Source organism: Streptomyces sp. NPDC001750 (assembly GCF_042892615.1).
Classification (GTDB): Bacteria; Actinomycetota; Actinomycetes; order Streptomycetales; family Streptomycetaceae; genus Streptomyces.
Genome location: NZ_JBIAUE010000001.1, coordinates 204,300 through 220,815 on the forward strand (window position 1 = coordinate 204,300; position 16,516 = coordinate 220,815).

A 16,516-nucleotide genomic window follows, 5' to 3' on the forward strand; every position below is an offset into this window, starting at 1 on the left:
GACTCCTTACCGATCAGGTCACCCGGCCCGCCACTCCACCCGCACCCCGCTCGCACCGCCCGTGCCCTGTTCGCGCGGCCCGCACTCCGCGCGCGCGGCCGACGTCCCGCCGACAGATCGACGGACCACCGCCCGTGCGGACGCCGGGCCGGTCGCACGTCCGCCGCCGGTCGCACGTCCGCCGCCGGGCCGCGGGCACGCCCGCTCAGCGGTTGCTGCCGCGCAGATGGCGTCGCTCGTGCGGGGACCGGGGCGGTGCGTCGGCCAGCCGCAGCACCTCGCCGTCGCGCCCCGCCACCACCGGCCCCGTGGATCGGGCCGCCTTCGCCCGGTACTGCGCCGCGTCCGCGAGCCGGAAGAGGCGCCGCGCCGAGATCACCGGGCCGATCGGGTCGCCGGTCGAGGCGATCCCGCACGCCACCCCGTCCCCCAGCTCCAACCCGGCCGCGCGCTCGCAGAGTTCGGCGGCCACCCGGACCACCTCGTCCGTCTCGGGGCCCACCGCGAGCAGGCAGAACTCATCGCCGCCGAGCCGTGCCGCGAGCGCGCCGGGAAGCATGGCACCGCAACGGGACAGCACCGAACCGAAACGTTCCAGCAGGCGATCGCCGACCGCATGGCCGTGCGTGTCGTTGACCCGCTTCAGGCCGTTGACGTCGCAGACGACCAGGCTGACCACCACACCGTCCACGCGATGCCGCTCCACCGCCTCGTCGAGCCGCACGTCGACCGCGCGCCGGTTGGCCAGCCCGGTCAGCGGATCGGTGAACGCGAGCCTGCGGACCTCTTCGAGCCGTTCGGCCTGGGAGATCCCGGCGGCGACGACGGCGGCCAGCACGGTGGCGAAGTCCGCGTCCGCCCGCCCGAACACCGGCTCCCCCACCGGGCGCGCCACGTACAGTTCGCCCCAGGCCCGCCCGTGCAGGACGATCGGCGCGACCACGCAGGACCCGCGCCCGCGGCGGCGCAGGGCGACCACCCGCTGGTGGCAGTAGCCGCGCCCGCGCCCGGGCGCTCCCCCGCCCGACGCACCGTCCACCGGCCCGTCGGCGCTCTCCACCCAGGCGTCGGGCTCGCCACCGGCGGCCCACCGCTCGTGCAGGAACTCGGTGATCTCCGGGAACCGGTGCACCGGATAGGTCTCGTCCTCGGGGAACTCCTCCTCCCCCTCGCCCCGTTCACCCGCGTTCACCAGCACACGCAGCCGACCGCCCCCGCGCTCCCACACGGAGAGCGCGGCGAACGTGCCGCCCAGCGCCTCGCACGCCCCCAGCGCGGCCGCTCGCCACGACCCCCGAGGGGTGTGCGCCGCCGCCATCGCCTGCGCAAGCGCAACCACGGCCCGCAGCCGTGCATCTTCACCACCCATCACCACAGCTTATGTAGTTTTGTGGTGATTTGATCTGCTTGAGGCGCGGAAAATATTCACTGCGTGTCTCTTTGAACACTCAACGTAACTTCGCTCGGCGCCGCGCGGCACCGCTCGACCGGTCCGCTCGGAGCGCCGCCCGGTCCGCGTCGCCCGGCGCCACTCGCGTCAACATCGCCGTCGCTCGCGTCCCGTCGGCGTCGCCCCCGTCACGTCGCCCGGCATCGCCCGCCTCACCGCGCGCGCATCACTCGCCGGGCCAGTTCGGCTTCCGCTTCTCGTTGAACGCGGCCACGCCCTCGGCCCGGTCGCCCGAGAAGGCCACAGACCGCCACGCGGCGTCCTCGACCTCCAGGCCGGCCCGCAGATCGAGGCCGTGCCCGAGCCGCAGCGCCCGCTTCGCGGCCCGCAGCCCCACCGGGGAGTTGGCGGCGATCCGCCCGGCGAGCGCGAGCGCCGCCTCGCGGTCCCGGCCCGCCTCGACCAGTTCGTCGACCAGACCGGTCTCGTGCGCCTCGGCCGCCTCCACCCGCCGGGCCGTGAAGACCAGCTCGGCCGCACGCGCCGCGCCGATCCGCCGCGGCAGCAGCTGCGTGCCGCCACCGCCCGGGATGACGCCGACCGACACCTCGGGCAGGCCGACCACGGCCGTGCGGTCGGCGACGATCAGGTCGCAGGACAGGGCCAGCTCGAACCCGCCGCCGAGCGCGAAGCCGTGCACCGCCGCGATCGTCGGCATCGGCAGTTCGAGCACCCCGGTGTAGGCGGCGCGCGCGACGGGGCGCTGGCGCAGCAGTTCGGCGTCGGTGAAGGAGTTCCGCTCCTTCAGGTCGGCGCCCACGCAGAAGGCCCGCTCGTGGCTGGAGGTGAGGACGGTGACCCGGACTGCGGGGTCTGCGGCGAGCGCGGCGCAGGCGGCGGCGATCGAGCGGGCCATGTCCGTGGACACCGCGTTCATGGCCCCGGGCCGGTCGAGGACCAGCTCGGCGACGTGCTCCTGCCCCTCGTGGACCCGTACGACGACGAACTCCCCGAACCGTTGCTCGGACGTGACGGACGCGACGGTCATGACTTCACCCCTCCGGTTAACGAGCGTTACCGGAGGGATCCTATGGGGCGGCTCCGACAGCGGCGGCCGAGGCCGCACGGAGGCGCCGGGGCACCGGCCCCCGCCCGAGGGCCCCGCGGGGCCGTGCCGCGAGCAGTGAGTGCGCTCGGTGTCAGGACGCGCCGCGGGCCTGCCACCACGAGGAGCCACGAGCAGCCGCAGCCGGCGGGGCCGGCTTCCAGGACGTTCGGCAGGGGCTGCGGACGGCGTCAGGACCTGCCGCGGCGGGCCAGCAACCAGGGCTCGACGACTCCGAGGCCGCGCACCGGCCGCTGCCACATGGGCTGCAGTCCGTAGCGGTACGTGGGCAGGGCCGTCGGCTCCAGGCCCTCCTGGCGCTCCTTCTCGGCCGCCGCCGCCTGTTCGGCGGCCTGCGCCTCGGAGGCCGGGGCGTCGCCGGTGCGGGTCAGCTCCTCCGCGAACGCGCCGTCCACCAGCACGGCGTCCTTCGGCGCTATGGAGGTCAGCCGGCTGGCGAGGTTCACCGTCGTACCGAAGACATCGCCCATACGGGTGGTGACGGTGCCGAAGGCGATGCCGACGCGCAGCGCGGGCATCGTCTCGTCCTGGTTCATCGCCTCGATCAGGCGCAGCGCGATCTCGGCGGCGGTCCCGGCGTCGTCGGCGCAGTAGAGGACCTCGTCGCCGAGGGTCTTGATGAGCCGGCCGCCATGGGCGGCGACCAGGTCGGCGGCGGTGGTCTCGAACGCCTCGACCAGTTCGCCGAGTTCCTCCTCCTCCAGCCGCCTGGTCAGCCGGGTGAAGCCGACCAGGTCGGCGAAGCCCACGGCCAGGCGCCGGTCGACCATCTCCTCGTCGTCGGCCGCCTGCACGACCCGGCCGGTGGCGGCGGCGAGCTGGCGCCGCCACACGTACACCAGGAACTCCTGCAGTTCCGGGAGGAGCAGTTCGACCAGCGGGTACGTGACCTCGGTACGGGTCATACCGGGCTCGGGCGGCTCGGTCAGCCCTTCCAGGAACGAATCGATCTGCCATTCCGCCAACCGGGCGGTGGTCTGCCCGGTGGACCGGGCGACCTGGATCGCCATCGGCTCGCTGAGCAGCCCGGCCTCGACGAGACCGGCGAGGCGGCGCAGCGCCAGCACGTCGGCCTCGGTGAGCGCCCTGGCCTGACCGATGTCCGCGAAGCCCATGGCCCGCCAGAACCGGGAGGCCAGGTCCATCGAGACACCGGCGGTCCGGGCCGCCTGGAACGGCGTATAACGGCGGTCGGCGCCCAGGATGAGCTGTTCCAGCCGGATCGCGAGGGGGTCGTCGGTCGGTTCCGCCGTATGGTCGACTTCGTGATGCGGCGTCGGGTGGACCGAGGGTTCCGACGGGGGCTCCTCGCCCGCGCCGGAGGTCGTGTCGTCGACGGTCACCAGCCGCCTCCTGCCCGTTCCCTGCGCACTTCCCTGCCGATCTGTCGGTGGATCGCCTCAACTTTACGGCAGGTGTGCCGTGGCTCACGTCCGTGAGCCGTACTCCGACGTCGCGGGGTGACCAGGCGGGACGTCCCCGCGGCGACCGGCCGGCAGCTCTCCCCACGACCGGACGGGACGTCCTGGGGGCGCGCGCGAGTGGGCGGCGGCCGGGCGGAACGTCCCGGTCGCCGGGCGGACCGGTCCAGGACATGCCAGGGCAGCCGAGCGGGACGTCCCGGGGCCCGGCGCGCGGGTGGGCCCGGTGGGACCTCCCGGGGCGCGTCAGGTCAGCTCGCCCCCGGCTCCCCGCAGGTGCACGATGTCGCCCGCGGACAGGGGTTCGCGCAGGCCCTCGTCCGTGGACAGGACCAGCCGGCCGTCGCCGTCGATCGCCACGGCCTCGCCGGTGAGCGTGCGGTCGCCGGGCAGCTCGGCGCGTACCGGCCGGCCGAGCGTCGCGCAGCCCGCCGCGTACGCCTCCTGGAGCCCGCTGGCCGCCGCGTCGCCGTCGGCCTCCCGCCAGCGGCCGTACCAGTGCTCCAGCGAGCGCAGTACGGCCCGCAGCAGGGTCTCCCGGTCGGTGGAGACGGCCCCGGCCAGGGCGAGGGATCCGGCGGTGGGGGCGGGCAGTTCGGCGGCGCGCAGGGTGACGTTGAGGCCGGTGCCGACGACGACACCGTCCCCGGCCCGCTCGGCGAGGATGCCGCCCGCCTTGCGTTCCTCGCCCGCCACCGTGACGAGCAGGTCGTTGGGCCACTTCAGGGCGGTGTCGACGCCCGCCGCGCGGGCCAGCCCGGTGGCCACGGCGACGCCGGTGAGCAGCGGCAGCCAGCCCCACCGCGCGACCGGGATGTCGCCGGGCTCGAGGAAGACGGAGAAGAACAGCCCCGAACGGGCCGGGGCCGTCCAGGTGCGGTCGAGCCGGCCGCGGCCCGCCGTCTGCTCCTCGGCGACCAGCACCGTGCCCTCGGCGAGCCCGGACGCCGCCCGAGCGGCCAGATCGGAGTTGGTGGACCCGGTGGTCTCCACGACGTCGAGCGAGGTCCACAGGCCGCCCGGCCGCAGCAGCCCGCGCCGCAGCGCGGGGACGTTCAGGGGCGGTCGTTCCAGGTCCGACCAGCGGCTGTGAGGCGCATCCGAAGGTGTCATGCAAGCCAGACTAGGTGTGGTAAACGACGCACTGCTGAACCGTATCCGCGCCGATACGCTACGGATCAGTAGGTGTTCGAGAACCTGACAGAACCTGATCAGCCGGTGTCCAGCACCTGATCATGATCAGCACCACAGTCGTCCCCGTGACCAGGCAGGGAGCCGCCACCCGATGTCCGAGCCGGAAGAGATCGACATCCACACCACCGCGGGCAAGATCGCGGATCTGCAGCGCCGCATCGACGAGGCGACGAACGCGGGCTCCGCACGGGCGGTCGAGAAGCAGCACGCGAAGGGCAAGTTGACCGCGCGGGAGCGGATCGGCCTGCTGCTCGACGAGGGTTCCTTCGTGGAGCTCGACGAGTTCGCCCGGCACCGGTCGACGAACTTCGGCATCGAGAAGAACCGTCCGTACGGGGACGGCGTCGTCACCGGCTACGGCACGGTCGACGGCCGCCCCGTGTGCGTGTACTCCCAGGACTTCACGATCTTCGGCGGCTCGCTCGGCGAGGTCTACGGTGAGAAGATCGTCAAGGTGATGGACCTCGCGCTGAAGACCGGCTGCCCGGTCATCGGCATCAACGACGGAGGCGGCGCGCGCATCCAGGAGGGGGTCGTCGCGCTCGGTCTGTTCGCGGAGATCTTCCGCCGCAACGTGCACGCCTCGGGCGTCGTCCCGCAGATCTCGCTGATCGTCGGACCGTGCGCGGGCGGGGCGGTCTACTCCCCCGCGATCACCGACTTCACCGTCATGGTCGACCAGACCTCGCACATGTTCATCACCGGCCCCGACGTCATCAAGACCGTCACCGGCGAGGACGTCGGCTTCGAGCAGCTCGGCGGCGCCCGCACGCACAACACCGTCTCCGGCGTGGCGCACCACATGGCGGGCGACGAGAAGGACGCCATCGAGTACGTCAAGTCGCTGCTGTCGTACCTCCCTTCGAACAACCTCTCCGAGCCGCCGGTCTTCCCGGAGGAGGCGGACCTCACCACCAGTGGCGAGGACCTCGAACTCGACACGCTCATCCCGGACTCCGCGAACCAGCCGTACGACATGCACACCGCCATCGAGCACGTGCTGGACGACGGCGAATTCCTGGAGACCCAGGCTCTGTTCGCGCCGAACATCATTACCGGCTTCGGACGGGTCGAGGGCGCTCCGGTCGGCATCGTCGCCAACCAGCCGATGCAGTTCGCGGGCTGCCTCGACATCAACGCGAGCGAGAAGGCGGCCCGGTTCGTCCGCACCTGCGACGCGTTCAACGTGCCCGTGCTGACCTTCGTCGACGTACCCGGCTTCCTGCCCGGCGTCGACCAGGAGTACGGCGGTATCATCCGCCGGGGCGCCAAGCTGATCTACGCCTACGCGGAGGCGACCGTCCCGCTGATCACGGTGATCACCCGCAAGGCGTTCGGCGGCGCGTACGACGTGATGGGTTCCAAGCACCTGGGCGCCGACATCAACCTGGCCTGGCCGACCGCCCAGATCGCCGTCATGGGCGCACAGGGCGCGGTGAACATCCTGCACCGCCGGACGATCGCCGCGGCCACGGATCCCCAGGAGGCGGAGGCGATCCGCGCCAAGCTCATCACCGACTACGAGGACACGCTGCTCAACCCGTACGTGGCGGCCGAGCGCGGCTACGTCGACGCGGTGATCATGCCGTCCGACACCCGCGCCCACATCGTGAAGGCGCTGCGCCAGCTGCGCACGAAGCGCGAGTCCCTGCCCCCGAAGAAGCACGGCAACATCCCTCTCTAGTGCCGCTCCACACAACTCCCCCTCCGGAAAGGGTCATTGCCATGATCAAGGTCGTACGGGGCAACCCGACCCCCGAGGAGCTGGCCGCCGCGCTCACGGTGGTCCGGGCGCGCGCCGCAGCGACGACGGCAGCGGCGTCCGACGCGTCCTCCGGCAGGTCGGCGCTGCCCGGACAGTGGGCCGACCCGGGGCGCATCGCCCGCCGTGCGCGCCATGTGCCGGGGCCGCGCGCCTGGGCACGGACGTACTGGCCCGGGTGACGCGCCGGGCACGATCTGGCCCGTAGGCATCACGGCGCCTGAGTACGGGTACTCAGGCGCCGTGATGCGCGGTCGCAGCAGGATCGGATCATGCTGTGGTCCGATCCCGAGAACAAGCCGCCGAAGGAACTGCGCGACGCCCAGGACATGATCCGGCGCGCGGGCCTGGTGCTCGCTCTCGCGATGCTCGTCGGGATGCTGGTGCTCGGAATCCGCTGAGAGCCGGAGCGGCCGGGATCCGCGACCGGCGGAACGGCCCGACGGACCCCGGCACGGCGGACTTCGGCCCGGGCGGGCCGACCGGCGGGCCGGACCACCTTCTGCCCCTTCTACGATGGCGCGTATGACAGATCAGCGCCGTCTCGTGCTCGCCTCCGCCTCCCCCGCCCGTCTCGGTCTGCTGCGACAGGCCGGATTCGCGCCCGAGGTGATCGTCAGCGGCGTGGACGAGGACGCGCTGAGCGCTCCGACCCCGGCCGAACTGGCGCTGGTGCTCGCCGAGGCGAAGGCCGCGGCCGTGGCCGGCCTGCCGGAGACGGCCGGCGCCCTGGTCGTCGGGTGCGACTCGGTACTCGAACTCGACGGTCAGGCACTCGGCAAGCCCGCCGACGCCGAGGAGGCAACCGCCCGCTGGAAGTCCATGCGCGGCCGCGCCGGGGTGCTGCGCACCGGCCACAGCGTGGTCGACACCGCCACCGGACGCACGGCCTCGGCGACCGCGTCCACGACCGTGCGTTTCGGTGAACCGACGGACGCCGAGATCGCCGCCTACGTGGCCTCCGGCGAGCCGCTCCACGTGGCGGGTGCGTTCACCCTGGACGGCCGTTCGGCCCCGTTCGTCGACTCGATCGAGGGCGACCACGGCAACGTCATCGGGCTCTCGCTGCCGCTGCTGCGCCGGCTCCTGGGCGAACTGGGGATCTCCGTCACCGACCTTTGGGCCTGAGCCCTCCCCGTCGGCCCCTCCAGCGGGCCACCCGATCGGGCCACTCCCGGCAGGCCCCTGGCGTCGTCCCCTTCGGCCGATCGCGGCGGGGCCGGTCCTCGCCGCTCGTCCGGCCCCACGCGGGCCGCACCGTCTCCGGTCGGCCTCCTTCCGTCGAACCCGCCCGTCAGACCGCCGCCGGGGCACCCGGCCCGGTCCCGTCCGCGGATCCGTCCTCCGCGGGCCCCCGGACGGCGGACGGTTCGACGCCGGCGGGCCGCTCGTCCTCGGGGCCGTACACCACCAGCGTCAGCACGATCAGCCCGAGCACCGTCATCAGGAACGCGAACGCGATCCAGCCGAGCAGCCCCACCGCCAGCGCCCCCAGCACCCCGTGCGCCACGGCGCAGACGATGAGGGCGATGCGGCCGAGCCGGCCCGGGGCCCGGTCGCGCACGCCGGTCAGCAGCAGGACCATCCCGCACAGCAGCAGGCAGAGCCCGGACACGCCGCCCATCGCCCAGGTGCCGCCGGACATGGCGCCGGGTTCGAGACCGGCCAGGGACATGTCCTGGTTCTCGACGACCGTCGCGAGGATGCCGTTGACGAGCACGACGCCCACGGCCTCCGCGAACAACGCGAGCGCGGCCACGAACGCCACCGGTCTGCGCATCACGGCGCACACCTCCTGTCACCCGTAGTACGTGTTACCTGCAGTACGTCCGACAGCGCGGACCCTACTAACCGGTAACGCCTGGGACAAGACCTCGTGCGGCCCACACCCTCTCCCGCACCCGCGCCACACCGCCTCTCACCCGTGCGCGCCCCGCACGGCTCGCACCCTTTCGCGCGCCGGGCAAAGAATCGTTCGTCCATTAGTGGGGACTCCACAAAGAAAAGCCGGACGCGGCTGGTCGCATGAACAGAGACCCGGACCACACCTCGTGGCTACTGTGCGGTCATGAATCCCGGCGTACCGTGGTGCCACAAGGGATTTCGCGACTTGAGCAAGCCTCGAATCACACTCCGTGTGGGCAAGCTCACCATTGGGGACGGGTCGTAGCGCCGTGTCGGTAGTCCCTAAACTCAGCTTGTTTCAAGGAGGGAGCCATCGTGCGCAAGGTGCTCATCGCCAACCGTGGCGAAATCGCTGTCCGCGTAGCCCGGGCATGCCGGGATGCCGGGATCGGGAGCGTAGCCGTCTACGCCGACCCGGACCGTGACGCTCTGCACGTCCGCGCGGCCGACGAGGCGTTCGCCCTGGGCGGTGACACCCCCGCCACCAGCTACCTGGACATGGCCAAGGTGCTCCAGGCCGCCAAGGACTCGGAGGCGGACGCGATCCACCCGGGCTACGGCTTCCTGTCGGAGAACGCCGAGTTCGCCCAGGCCGTCATCGACGCGGGCCTGACGTGGATCGGCCCGCCGCCGCAGGCGATCCGGGACCTCGGTGACAAGGTCGCCGCCCGTCACATCGCGCAGCGCGCCGGTGCCCCGCTGGTGGCCGGCACGCCCGACCCGGTCGAGGGCTCCGCCGAGGTCGTGGCGTTCGCCGAGCAGCACGGACTGCCGATCGCGATCAAGGCCGCGTTCGGTGGCGGCGGCCGCGGTCTGAAGGTGGCGCGCACGCTGGAGGAGATCCCGGAGCTGTACGACTCCGCCGTCCGCGAGGCCGTGGCCGCGTTCGGCCGCGGCGAGTGCTTCGTGGAGCGCTACCTGGACAAGCCGCGCCACGTGGAGACGCAGTGCCTGGCCGACAAGCACGGCAATGTGGTCGTGGTCTCCACCCGTGACTGCTCGCTCCAGCGCCGCCACCAGAAGCTGGTCGAGGAGGCCCCCGCGCCGTTCCTCTCCGAGAAGCAGAACGCCGAGCTGTACGCGGCGTCGAAGGCCATCCTCAAGGAGGCCGGTTACGTCGGCGCGGGCACGGTCGAGTTCCTGGTCGGCGCGGACGGCACCATCTCCTTCCTGGAGGTCAACACCCGCCTCCAGGTCGAGCACCCGGTCACCGAGGAGGTCACCGGTCTCGACCTCGTGCGCGAGATGTTCCGCATCGCCGACGGCGAGGAGCTCGGCTACGGCGACCCGGTCATAAGGGGTCACTCCTTCGAGTTCCGGATCAACGGCGAGGACCCGGGCCGGAACTTCCTGCCCGCCCCGGGCACGGTGGCCGTCTTCGCCCCGCCGAGCGGCCCCGGGGTCCGTCTGGACGCGGGCGTGGAGTCCGGCAGTGTGATCGGCCCCGCCTGGGACTCGCTGCTGGCGAAGCTGATCGTGACCGGCGCGACCCGCGAGCAGGCCCTTCAGCGGGCGGCCCGCGCACTGGCCGAGTTCAACGTCGAGGGCATGGCCACCGCCATCCCGTTCCACCGCGCGGTCGTCGCCGACCCGGCGTTCGCCCCGGCCGACGGCACCCCGTTCAAGGTCCACACCCGCTGGATCGAGACCGAGTTCGTCAACGACATCAAGCCCTTCGCCGCCCCCGCCGACGCGGAGGCCGAGGAGGAAGCGGGTCGCGAGACCGTCGTCGTCGAGGTCGGCGGCAAGCGCCTGGAGGTCTCGCTGCCGTCGTCGCTGGGCATGAGCCTGGCCCGCACCGGTCTCGCGGCGGGCGCCAAGCCCAAGCGCCGCGCCGCGAAGAAGTCCGGCTCCGCGGTCTCCGGCGACACCCTGGCGTCCCCGATGCAGGGCACCATCGTCAAGATCGCCGTGGAGGAGGGCCAGCAGGTGCAGGAGGGCGACCTCGTCGTCGTCCTGGAGGCCATGAAGATGGAGCAGCCGCTGAACGCTCACCGTGCCGGCACCATCAAGGGACTCGCCACCGAGGTAGGCAGCTCCATCTCCTCCGGCGCCGTGATCTGCGAGATCAAGGACTGACATCCGTCCGGGCGGCCGGACTGCCACCGGCCGCCCCGCACCGGACGTTCCACGTCGGACGCTCCGTTCCGGACATTCCCTTCCGGACGTCTCCCGCCGGACGTCTCCCGCCGGACGTCTCCCGTCGGACGTTGCGCACCGGGCCCCCGCGAAGCCGAAAGGCACCCGCGGGGGCCCGGTCGTTCGCGCGAGGAGTCCCCGGGCCGCCCGTCCGCGATGGCATCCTGGATCACGGGGCGGATGACGAGGGAGGCTTGATGGTGACGAGCACGGCACGGACGCCGTCCCGGCCCATGCGCGCGGACGCTCGCCGCAACTACGACCGGCTGCTGAGCGCGGCCCGTACCGCCTTCTCGGAGCACGGCACCGACGCGGCCCTGGAGGACATCGCACGCCGTGCGGGGGTCGGGATCGGCACGTTGTACCGGCACTTCCCGAACCGGCACGCGCTGATGAACGCCGTCTTCCAGGAGGCCCTGGCCGAGCTGATCGGCCGGTCCCGCGAACTCGCCGCGGCGGAGCAGCCGTGCCGGGGTCTGGTGGAGTGGCTGGGCGCGATCATCACCCACGCGGGCGCGTACCGGGGCCTGGCGCAGGCGCTCATGTCGACGTCACGGGACGAGACTTCGGCCCTCGCGCAGTGCAACGTGCCGCTGCGCGAGGCGGGGGCGGCCCTGCTGGCGCGGGCTCAGGCGTGCGGGGCCGTACGGACCGAGGTGTCCATCGACGACCTGATGCAGCTGACGAATGCGATCGCGCTGGCGTCGGAGCAGTCGCCGGACGACCCCGAACTGGCGGACCGACTGCTGATGTTGACCCTGCGTGGGCTGAAGGGGCCTGGCGTGGAAGGCGGTTGAACCCGCGCACACCTCGCCGTAACGACCTCGTCGGCGCTGTCGGCGCCATCGAGCCGTATCGGTACCGCCCCGCGGCCCCGCACGGGGCCGGTCCCGGCCCCGTATGCCCATCGGCCCGCATCGGGCGCGACCGTCCCGTACCGGCCATGCCGCGGCCCGTAGCAGCCCCACCAATCCGTACCGGCCGCTGCCGGACCCATGGGACGCGCGGCTTCTCGGGCGCGCGCCTATCGGCGTCGCAGGTCCGCCACCCTCGCCCGGTCCTGCTGCGCCTGCCCCTGCGCCTGTCCCTGGTCCGGCAGCGCCGCGGCGCCGCGCAGCGGTGCTGTCGGCTTCCCGTGGCCACCGCGGGTACGGCGCTGGCCGGGCAGCGGCATGTCGCGGCGCACCTGCCGTCCCGACGGCGGCGCCTCGGCCGTCCCCGGGCTTCCGCTTCCCGCGCCGGCCACCGCGATCTGTACGCCCTGGTCCGCCAGGGCCTGGAGTTCGGTGGCGGCGCGGTCGTCGTGGCCGGGCGGCTCGTCCGTCACGAGACGGGTGATGAGATCCGTCGGCACCGTCTGGAACATGGTGTCGGAACCGAGCTTGGTGTGGTCCGCCAGGACCACCACTTCCGCCGCGGCCTGCACCAGGGCCCGGTCCACGCTCGCCGAGAGCATGTTGGACGTGGAGAGGCCGCGCTCGGCGGTGAGCCCGCTCCCCGAGAGGAACGCCCGCGAGACCCGCAGCCCCTGGAGGGACTGCTCGGCCCCGCTGCCCACCAGCGCGTAGTTCGAACCGCGCAGCGTGCCGCCGGTCATCACCACCTCCACCCGGTTGGCATGGGCCAACGCCTGGGCGACCAGCAGGGAGTTGGTCACGACGGTCAGGCCGGGCACGCGCGCGAGTCTGCGGGCCAGCTCCTGCGTGGTCGTACCGGCCCCCACGACGATGGCCTCGCCCTCTTCGACGAGTCCGGCGGCCACATCGGCGATGGCGGTCTTCTCCGCCGTGGCGAGATGGGATTTCTGCGGGAAGCCGGACTCCCGCGTGAACCCACCCGGCAGTACCGCACCACCGTGCCGGCGGTCGAGGAGTCCTTCCGCCTCCAACGCCCGCACGTCCCGCCGTACGGTCACTTCGGAGGTCTGGACGACACGGGCGAGCTCACGGAGCGATACCGCCCCGTTGGCGCGCACCATTTCGAGGATCAATTGGCGACGTTCTGCAGCGAACACGAAACTGACAGTAACGTGATCGCCCGAGCGTTTTCAGCACTTTGCACCGAATAGCAGAAGTTGCACATACAAGGGGTCGCCAAGTGGTATAAGCGGCCCTGTTGTTGTTCCGTACTGATCGTCCGACGGTCGTTCCACCGCCCGAGTTGCCGGGTGTCGTCGGCGACCGCCGGATTCCCCGAGGTCCGGAGGGGCCTACGCGTCGCCCGCCCGCTTACGGGTGTGCAACTGCCGTGCCACCTCAGCGATCGAACCCGACAGGGACGGGTACACGGTGAACGTGTTTGCGATCTGTTCCACCGTCAAATTGTTGTCGACCGCGATCGAGATCGGGTGGATCAGTTCACTCGCCCGTGGCGCGACGACACAGCCGCCGACCACGATGCCGGTACCGGGACGGCAGAAGATCTTGACGAAGCCGTCGCGGATGCCCTGCATCTTGGCGCGCGGGTTGCGCAGCAGCGGCAGCTTGACCACGCGGGCGTCGATCGCGCCGGAGTCGACGTCGGCCTGGGTGTAGCCGACGGTGGCGATCTCGGGGTCGGTGAAGACGTTGGAGGACACCGTCTTCAGGTCCAGCGGGGCCACCGCGTCGCCGAGGAAGTGGTACATCGCGATCCGGCCCTGCATGGCGGCGACCGAGGCGAGGGCGAAGACCCCGGTGACGTCACCGGCCGCGTAGACACCGGGGGCGGTGGTGCGGGAGACCTTGTCGGTCCAGATGTGGCCGGACTCCTTGAGCCTGACCCCGGCCTCCTCCAGGCCCATGCCCGCGCTGTTCGGGATCGCTCCGACGGCCATCAGGCAGTGCGTGCCGGAGATGACCCGTCCGTCGGCCAGGGTGACCTCCACGCGGTCGCCGACACGCTTGGCGGCCTGGGCGCGGGAGCGGGCCATCACGTTCATGCCGCGGCGCCGGAAGACGTCCTCCAGCACGGCGGCGGCGTCCGGGTCCTCGCCCGGCAGCACCCGGTCGCGGGACGAGACCAGGGTGACGCGCGAGCCGAGCGCCTGGTACGCGCCCGCGAACTCGGCGCCCGTCACACCGGAGCCGACCACGATGAGCTCCTCGGGGAGTTCGTCGAGGTCGTAGACCTGGGTCCAGTTCAGGATGCGCTCGCCGTCGGGCTGCGCGTCCGGAATCTCCCGGGGGTGGCCACCGGTCGCGATCAGCACGGCGTCGGCGGTGAGCCGCTCCTCCGTGCCGTCGGCGGCGGTCACGACGACCGTACGGGAGCCGTCTGCGGCCTGGAGGCCCTCCAGACGGCCCCGGCCGCGCAGCACGCGCGCCCCGGCGCGGGTGACGGAGGCCGTGATGTCGTGGGACTGGGCGAGCGCCAGGCGCTTCACACGCCGGTTGACCTTGCCGAGGTCGACGCCGACCACGCGGGCCGCCTGGTCGATGTGGGGGGTGTCGTCGGCGACGATGATGCCCAGTTCCTCGTACGAGGAGTCGAAGGTGGTCATCACCTCCGCCGTGGCGATCAGGGTCTTCGAGGGCACGCAGTCGGTGAGCACGGACGCTCCGCCGAGGCCGTCGCAGTCGACGACGGTCACCTCCGCACCGAGCTGGGCGCCCACCAGCGCCGCCTCGTAGCCGCCGGGTCCGCCGCCGATGATCACGATCCGGGTCACGAAAAGTCCGCCTCGTATGTGTCATCCCGCGGCCGTCCGCCACCCCGGCCGGGGGTCCGGGGGATCGCCCCGGGGGAATGCAGTACGTACTTCATTGTCCCGCACGCGCCAAGGTGCTTCGCCCCGGGGCCCTCCATCCGTGCGGGCGGGGCCCGGTCACCCCGCGCGCCGACTGCCGCGAGCGGGTGGCCCGCGGCGCCCCCGACGACCCCCGTAAGGGGTCTTGCGCCCCGGAATCGACGATCCGGCCGCTACCTCCCGTACCCTCGATCACATGTCGCTCTACGCCGCGTACGCCGGCAACCTCGACGCGCGGCTGATGACACGCCGCGCACCGCATTCCCCGCTGCGCGGCACCGGCTGGCTCAACGGCTGGCGGCTGACCTTCGGTGGCGAGCAGATGGGCTGGGAAGGCGCGCTCGCCACGGTGGTGGAGGCCCCCCGCTCCCAGGTCTTCGTGGCGCTGTACGACATCGCGCCGATGGACGAGGACTCCATGGACCGCTGGGAGGGTGTCGGCCTCGACATCTACCGGCGGATGCGGGTGCGCGTGCACACCCTGGACGGTGAGGAACCGGCCTGGATGTACGTGCTGAACGGATACGAGGGCGGCCTGCCCTCCGCCCGCTACCTCGGCGAGATCGCGGACGCGGCGGAGTCCGCGGGCGCACCGCACGACTACGTGATGGAACTGCGCAAGCGCCCCTGCTGACCCGTGCCGGCCCTCCGCCGGCCCGTGCCGGACATCTGCTGAGCCGCGCCCGACCCGCTACTGCGCCGGACCCGACCCCGCGCCGATCCCGGCCGCGCGCCGGGCCCGGCACCGGTGCTGACCCCGGCGATGCGCCGCGCCCACCCCGTGACCGATCCCGTACGGCCACGGACCACGGGCCACGGGTCGCGCGGGCCGCGGGCCGGGGAGCCTTTCCGGCCCGCGCGCGCCCGAAATTCCCCTCGCCACCGGCAATTTTGTGTGATTGCACGAGAAAGCCTGCGCAGTCTCTGCACGTGGGCATCTACGCGCGTAGGGAATCAGCGGTTACGCTCGTCCGCGTGAACGCATCAGTTATTCCGGACCACATCCAGGGCGACCCCCGGGCCGCCGCCGACGCCGCCGCCGCCCGCCTGCGCGAGCTGACCGGTACCGAGACCCACGACGTCGCGCTCGTGATGGGTTCCGGCTGGGCTCCGGCGGGCGACGCGCTCGGCATTCCGGAGGCCGAGTTCCCGGTGACCGAACTCCCCGGTTTCCCGGCGCCCGCCGTGCAGGGGCACGGCGGCACGATCCGTTCGTACCGGATCGGCGAGAAGCGGGCCCTGGTCTTCCTGGGCCGTACGCACTTCTACGAGGGCCGCGGCGTCGCCGCCGTCGCGCACGGGGTGCGCACCGCTGTCGCCGCGGGCTGCAAGACAGTCGTCCTGACCAACGGATGCGGCGGGCTGCGCGAGGGCATGCGTCCCGGCCAGCCGGTCCTGATCAGCGACCACATCAATCTGACCGCGGCGTCGCCCATCGTCGGCGCCAACTTCGTCGATCTGACCGACCTCTACTCGCCGCGGCTGCGCACGCTGTGCAAGGAGATCGACGACACCCTCGAAGAGGGTGTGTACGTGCAGTTCCCCGGCCCGCACTACGAGACGCCCGCCGAGATCAACATGGTCCGGGTCATGGGCGGCGACCTGGTCGGCATGTCCACCGTGCTGGAGGCGATCGCCGCACGCGAGGCGGGGGCCGAGGTGCTGGGCATCTCGCTGGTCACCAACCTGGCGGCCGGGCTGAGCGGCGAACCGCTCAACCACGAGGAGGTCCTCCAGGCGGGGCGGGACTCCGCCACGCGGATGGGCGCGCTGCTGGCCCGGGTGCTCGAACGCATCTGAGCCGGGCACCGATCGCGGCGCGCGTGACGGACCCGACGCGACGGACCCGGAA

General features: G+C 72.4%; 15 protein-coding genes. 8 read left to right on the top strand and 7 right to left on the bottom strand.

Features of this window, described 5'->3' with window-relative positions:
* Positions 1 to 205: 205 nt before the first annotated feature.
* From ACFYY6_RS00880 to ACFYY6_RS00895, 4 genes are all read right to left on the bottom strand, one after another.
* Complete coding sequence (locus tag ACFYY6_RS00880; protein ID WP_388648419.1) at positions 206 to 1,369, bottom strand: diguanylate cyclase domain-containing protein; 1,164 nt, start codon at positions 1,367 to 1,369, stop codon at positions 206 to 208.
* Positions 1,370 to 1,616: 247 nt separating this feature from the next.
* Complete coding sequence (locus tag ACFYY6_RS00885) at positions 1,617 to 2,438, bottom strand: enoyl-CoA hydratase-related protein (RefSeq protein WP_351628139.1); 822 nt, start codon at positions 2,436 to 2,438, stop codon at positions 1,617 to 1,619.
* 248 nt (positions 2,439 to 2,686) lie between these two features.
* Positions 2,687 to 3,859, bottom strand: a complete 1,173-nt coding sequence (locus ACFYY6_RS00890; protein ID WP_351525266.1) for an adenylate/guanylate cyclase domain-containing protein — start codon at positions 3,857 to 3,859, stop codon at positions 2,687 to 2,689.
* Positions 3,860 to 4,183: 324 nt separating this feature from the next.
* Positions 4,184 to 5,050 (bottom strand): biotin--[acetyl-CoA-carboxylase] ligase, encoded by an 867-nt coding sequence (locus ACFYY6_RS00895; RefSeq protein WP_351628136.1) that lies wholly within the window; start codon positions 5,048 to 5,050, stop codon positions 4,184 to 4,186.
* 172 nt (positions 5,051 to 5,222) lie between these two features.
* Here ACFYY6_RS00895 and ACFYY6_RS00900 point away from each other — a divergent pair, with 172 nt between their 5' ends.
* The 4 genes from ACFYY6_RS00900 (at position 5,223) to ACFYY6_RS00915 (ending at position 8,021) form a co-directional block, all read left to right on the top strand.
* Positions 5,223 to 6,815 carry an acyl-CoA carboxylase subunit beta gene (locus ACFYY6_RS00900; protein WP_389191119.1) on the top strand — a complete coding sequence of 531 codons (1,593 nt, stop codon included), beginning with the start codon at positions 5,223 to 5,225 and terminating at the stop codon, positions 6,813 to 6,815.
* Between the two features lie 41 nt (positions 6,816 to 6,856).
* Positions 6,857 to 7,075, top strand: coding sequence for an acyl-CoA carboxylase subunit epsilon (locus ACFYY6_RS00905; RefSeq protein WP_351525263.1), 219 nt, complete (start codon positions 6,857 to 6,859; stop codon positions 7,073 to 7,075).
* Between the two features lie 90 nt (positions 7,076 to 7,165).
* Positions 7,166 to 7,294 (top strand): morphogenic membrane protein MmpB, encoded by a 129-nt coding sequence (gene mmpB, locus ACFYY6_RS00910; RefSeq protein WP_274535408.1) that lies wholly within the window; start codon positions 7,166 to 7,168, stop codon positions 7,292 to 7,294.
* Positions 7,295 to 7,409: 115 nt separating this feature from the next.
* Positions 7,410 to 8,021 carry a nucleoside triphosphate pyrophosphatase gene (locus tag ACFYY6_RS00915; protein ID WP_351518489.1) on the top strand — a complete coding sequence of 204 codons (612 nt, stop codon included), beginning with the start codon at positions 7,410 to 7,412 and terminating at the stop codon, positions 8,019 to 8,021.
* Between the two features lie 166 nt (positions 8,022 to 8,187).
* Here the strand turns inward: ACFYY6_RS00915 and ACFYY6_RS00920 are convergent, their stop codons facing one another.
* A complete protein-coding gene (locus ACFYY6_RS00920) occupies positions 8,188 to 8,673 on the bottom strand; it encodes a hypothetical protein (protein WP_351518536.1) in 486 nt (161 codons plus the stop codon).
* Positions 8,674 to 9,113: 440 nt separating this feature from the next.
* On the opposite strand from ACFYY6_RS00920, the gene ACFYY6_RS00925 reads away from it, so the two are divergent.
* Both ACFYY6_RS00925 and ACFYY6_RS00930 read left to right on the top strand, forming a co-directional pair.
* Positions 9,114 to 10,877, top strand: coding sequence for an acetyl/propionyl/methylcrotonyl-CoA carboxylase subunit alpha (locus tag ACFYY6_RS00925; RefSeq protein ID WP_389191122.1), 1,764 nt, complete (start codon positions 9,114 to 9,116; stop codon positions 10,875 to 10,877).
* Between the two features lie 257 nt (positions 10,878 to 11,134).
* Entirely contained in the window at positions 11,135 to 11,734 is a 600-nt protein-coding gene (locus ACFYY6_RS00930; RefSeq protein WP_389191125.1) for a TetR family transcriptional regulator, read from the top strand.
* A 227-nt stretch (positions 11,735 to 11,961) separates the two neighbouring features.
* Here ACFYY6_RS00930 and ACFYY6_RS00935 read toward each other — a convergent pair whose 3' ends face one another.
* The gene (locus tag ACFYY6_RS00935; protein WP_351628122.1) at positions 11,962 to 12,951 is read right to left on the bottom strand and encodes a DeoR/GlpR family DNA-binding transcription regulator; all 990 of its coding nucleotides are present in this window, start codon (positions 12,949 to 12,951) and stop codon (positions 11,962 to 11,964) included.
* Positions 12,952 to 13,146: 195 nt separating this feature from the next.
* Positions 13,147 to 14,586: an NAD(P)H-quinone dehydrogenase gene (locus tag ACFYY6_RS00940; protein ID WP_073781657.1), complete on the bottom strand. Its 1,440-nt coding sequence runs from the start codon at positions 14,584 to 14,586 to the stop codon at positions 13,147 to 13,149.
* A gap of 274 nt (positions 14,587 to 14,860) precedes the next feature.
* On the opposite strand from ACFYY6_RS00940, the gene ACFYY6_RS00945 reads away from it, so the two are divergent.
* Together ACFYY6_RS00945 and ACFYY6_RS00950 are read left to right on the top strand one after the other, a co-directional pair.
* Positions 14,861 to 15,298: a gamma-glutamylcyclotransferase gene (locus ACFYY6_RS00945; protein ID WP_351082125.1), complete on the top strand. Its 438-nt coding sequence runs from the start codon at positions 14,861 to 14,863 to the stop codon at positions 15,296 to 15,298.
* Positions 15,299 to 15,639: 341 nt separating this feature from the next.
* Complete coding sequence (locus ACFYY6_RS00950; protein WP_351518498.1) at positions 15,640 to 16,464, top strand: purine-nucleoside phosphorylase; 825 nt, start codon at positions 15,640 to 15,642, stop codon at positions 16,462 to 16,464.
* The last annotated feature ends 52 nt before the right edge of the window (positions 16,465 to 16,516 follow it).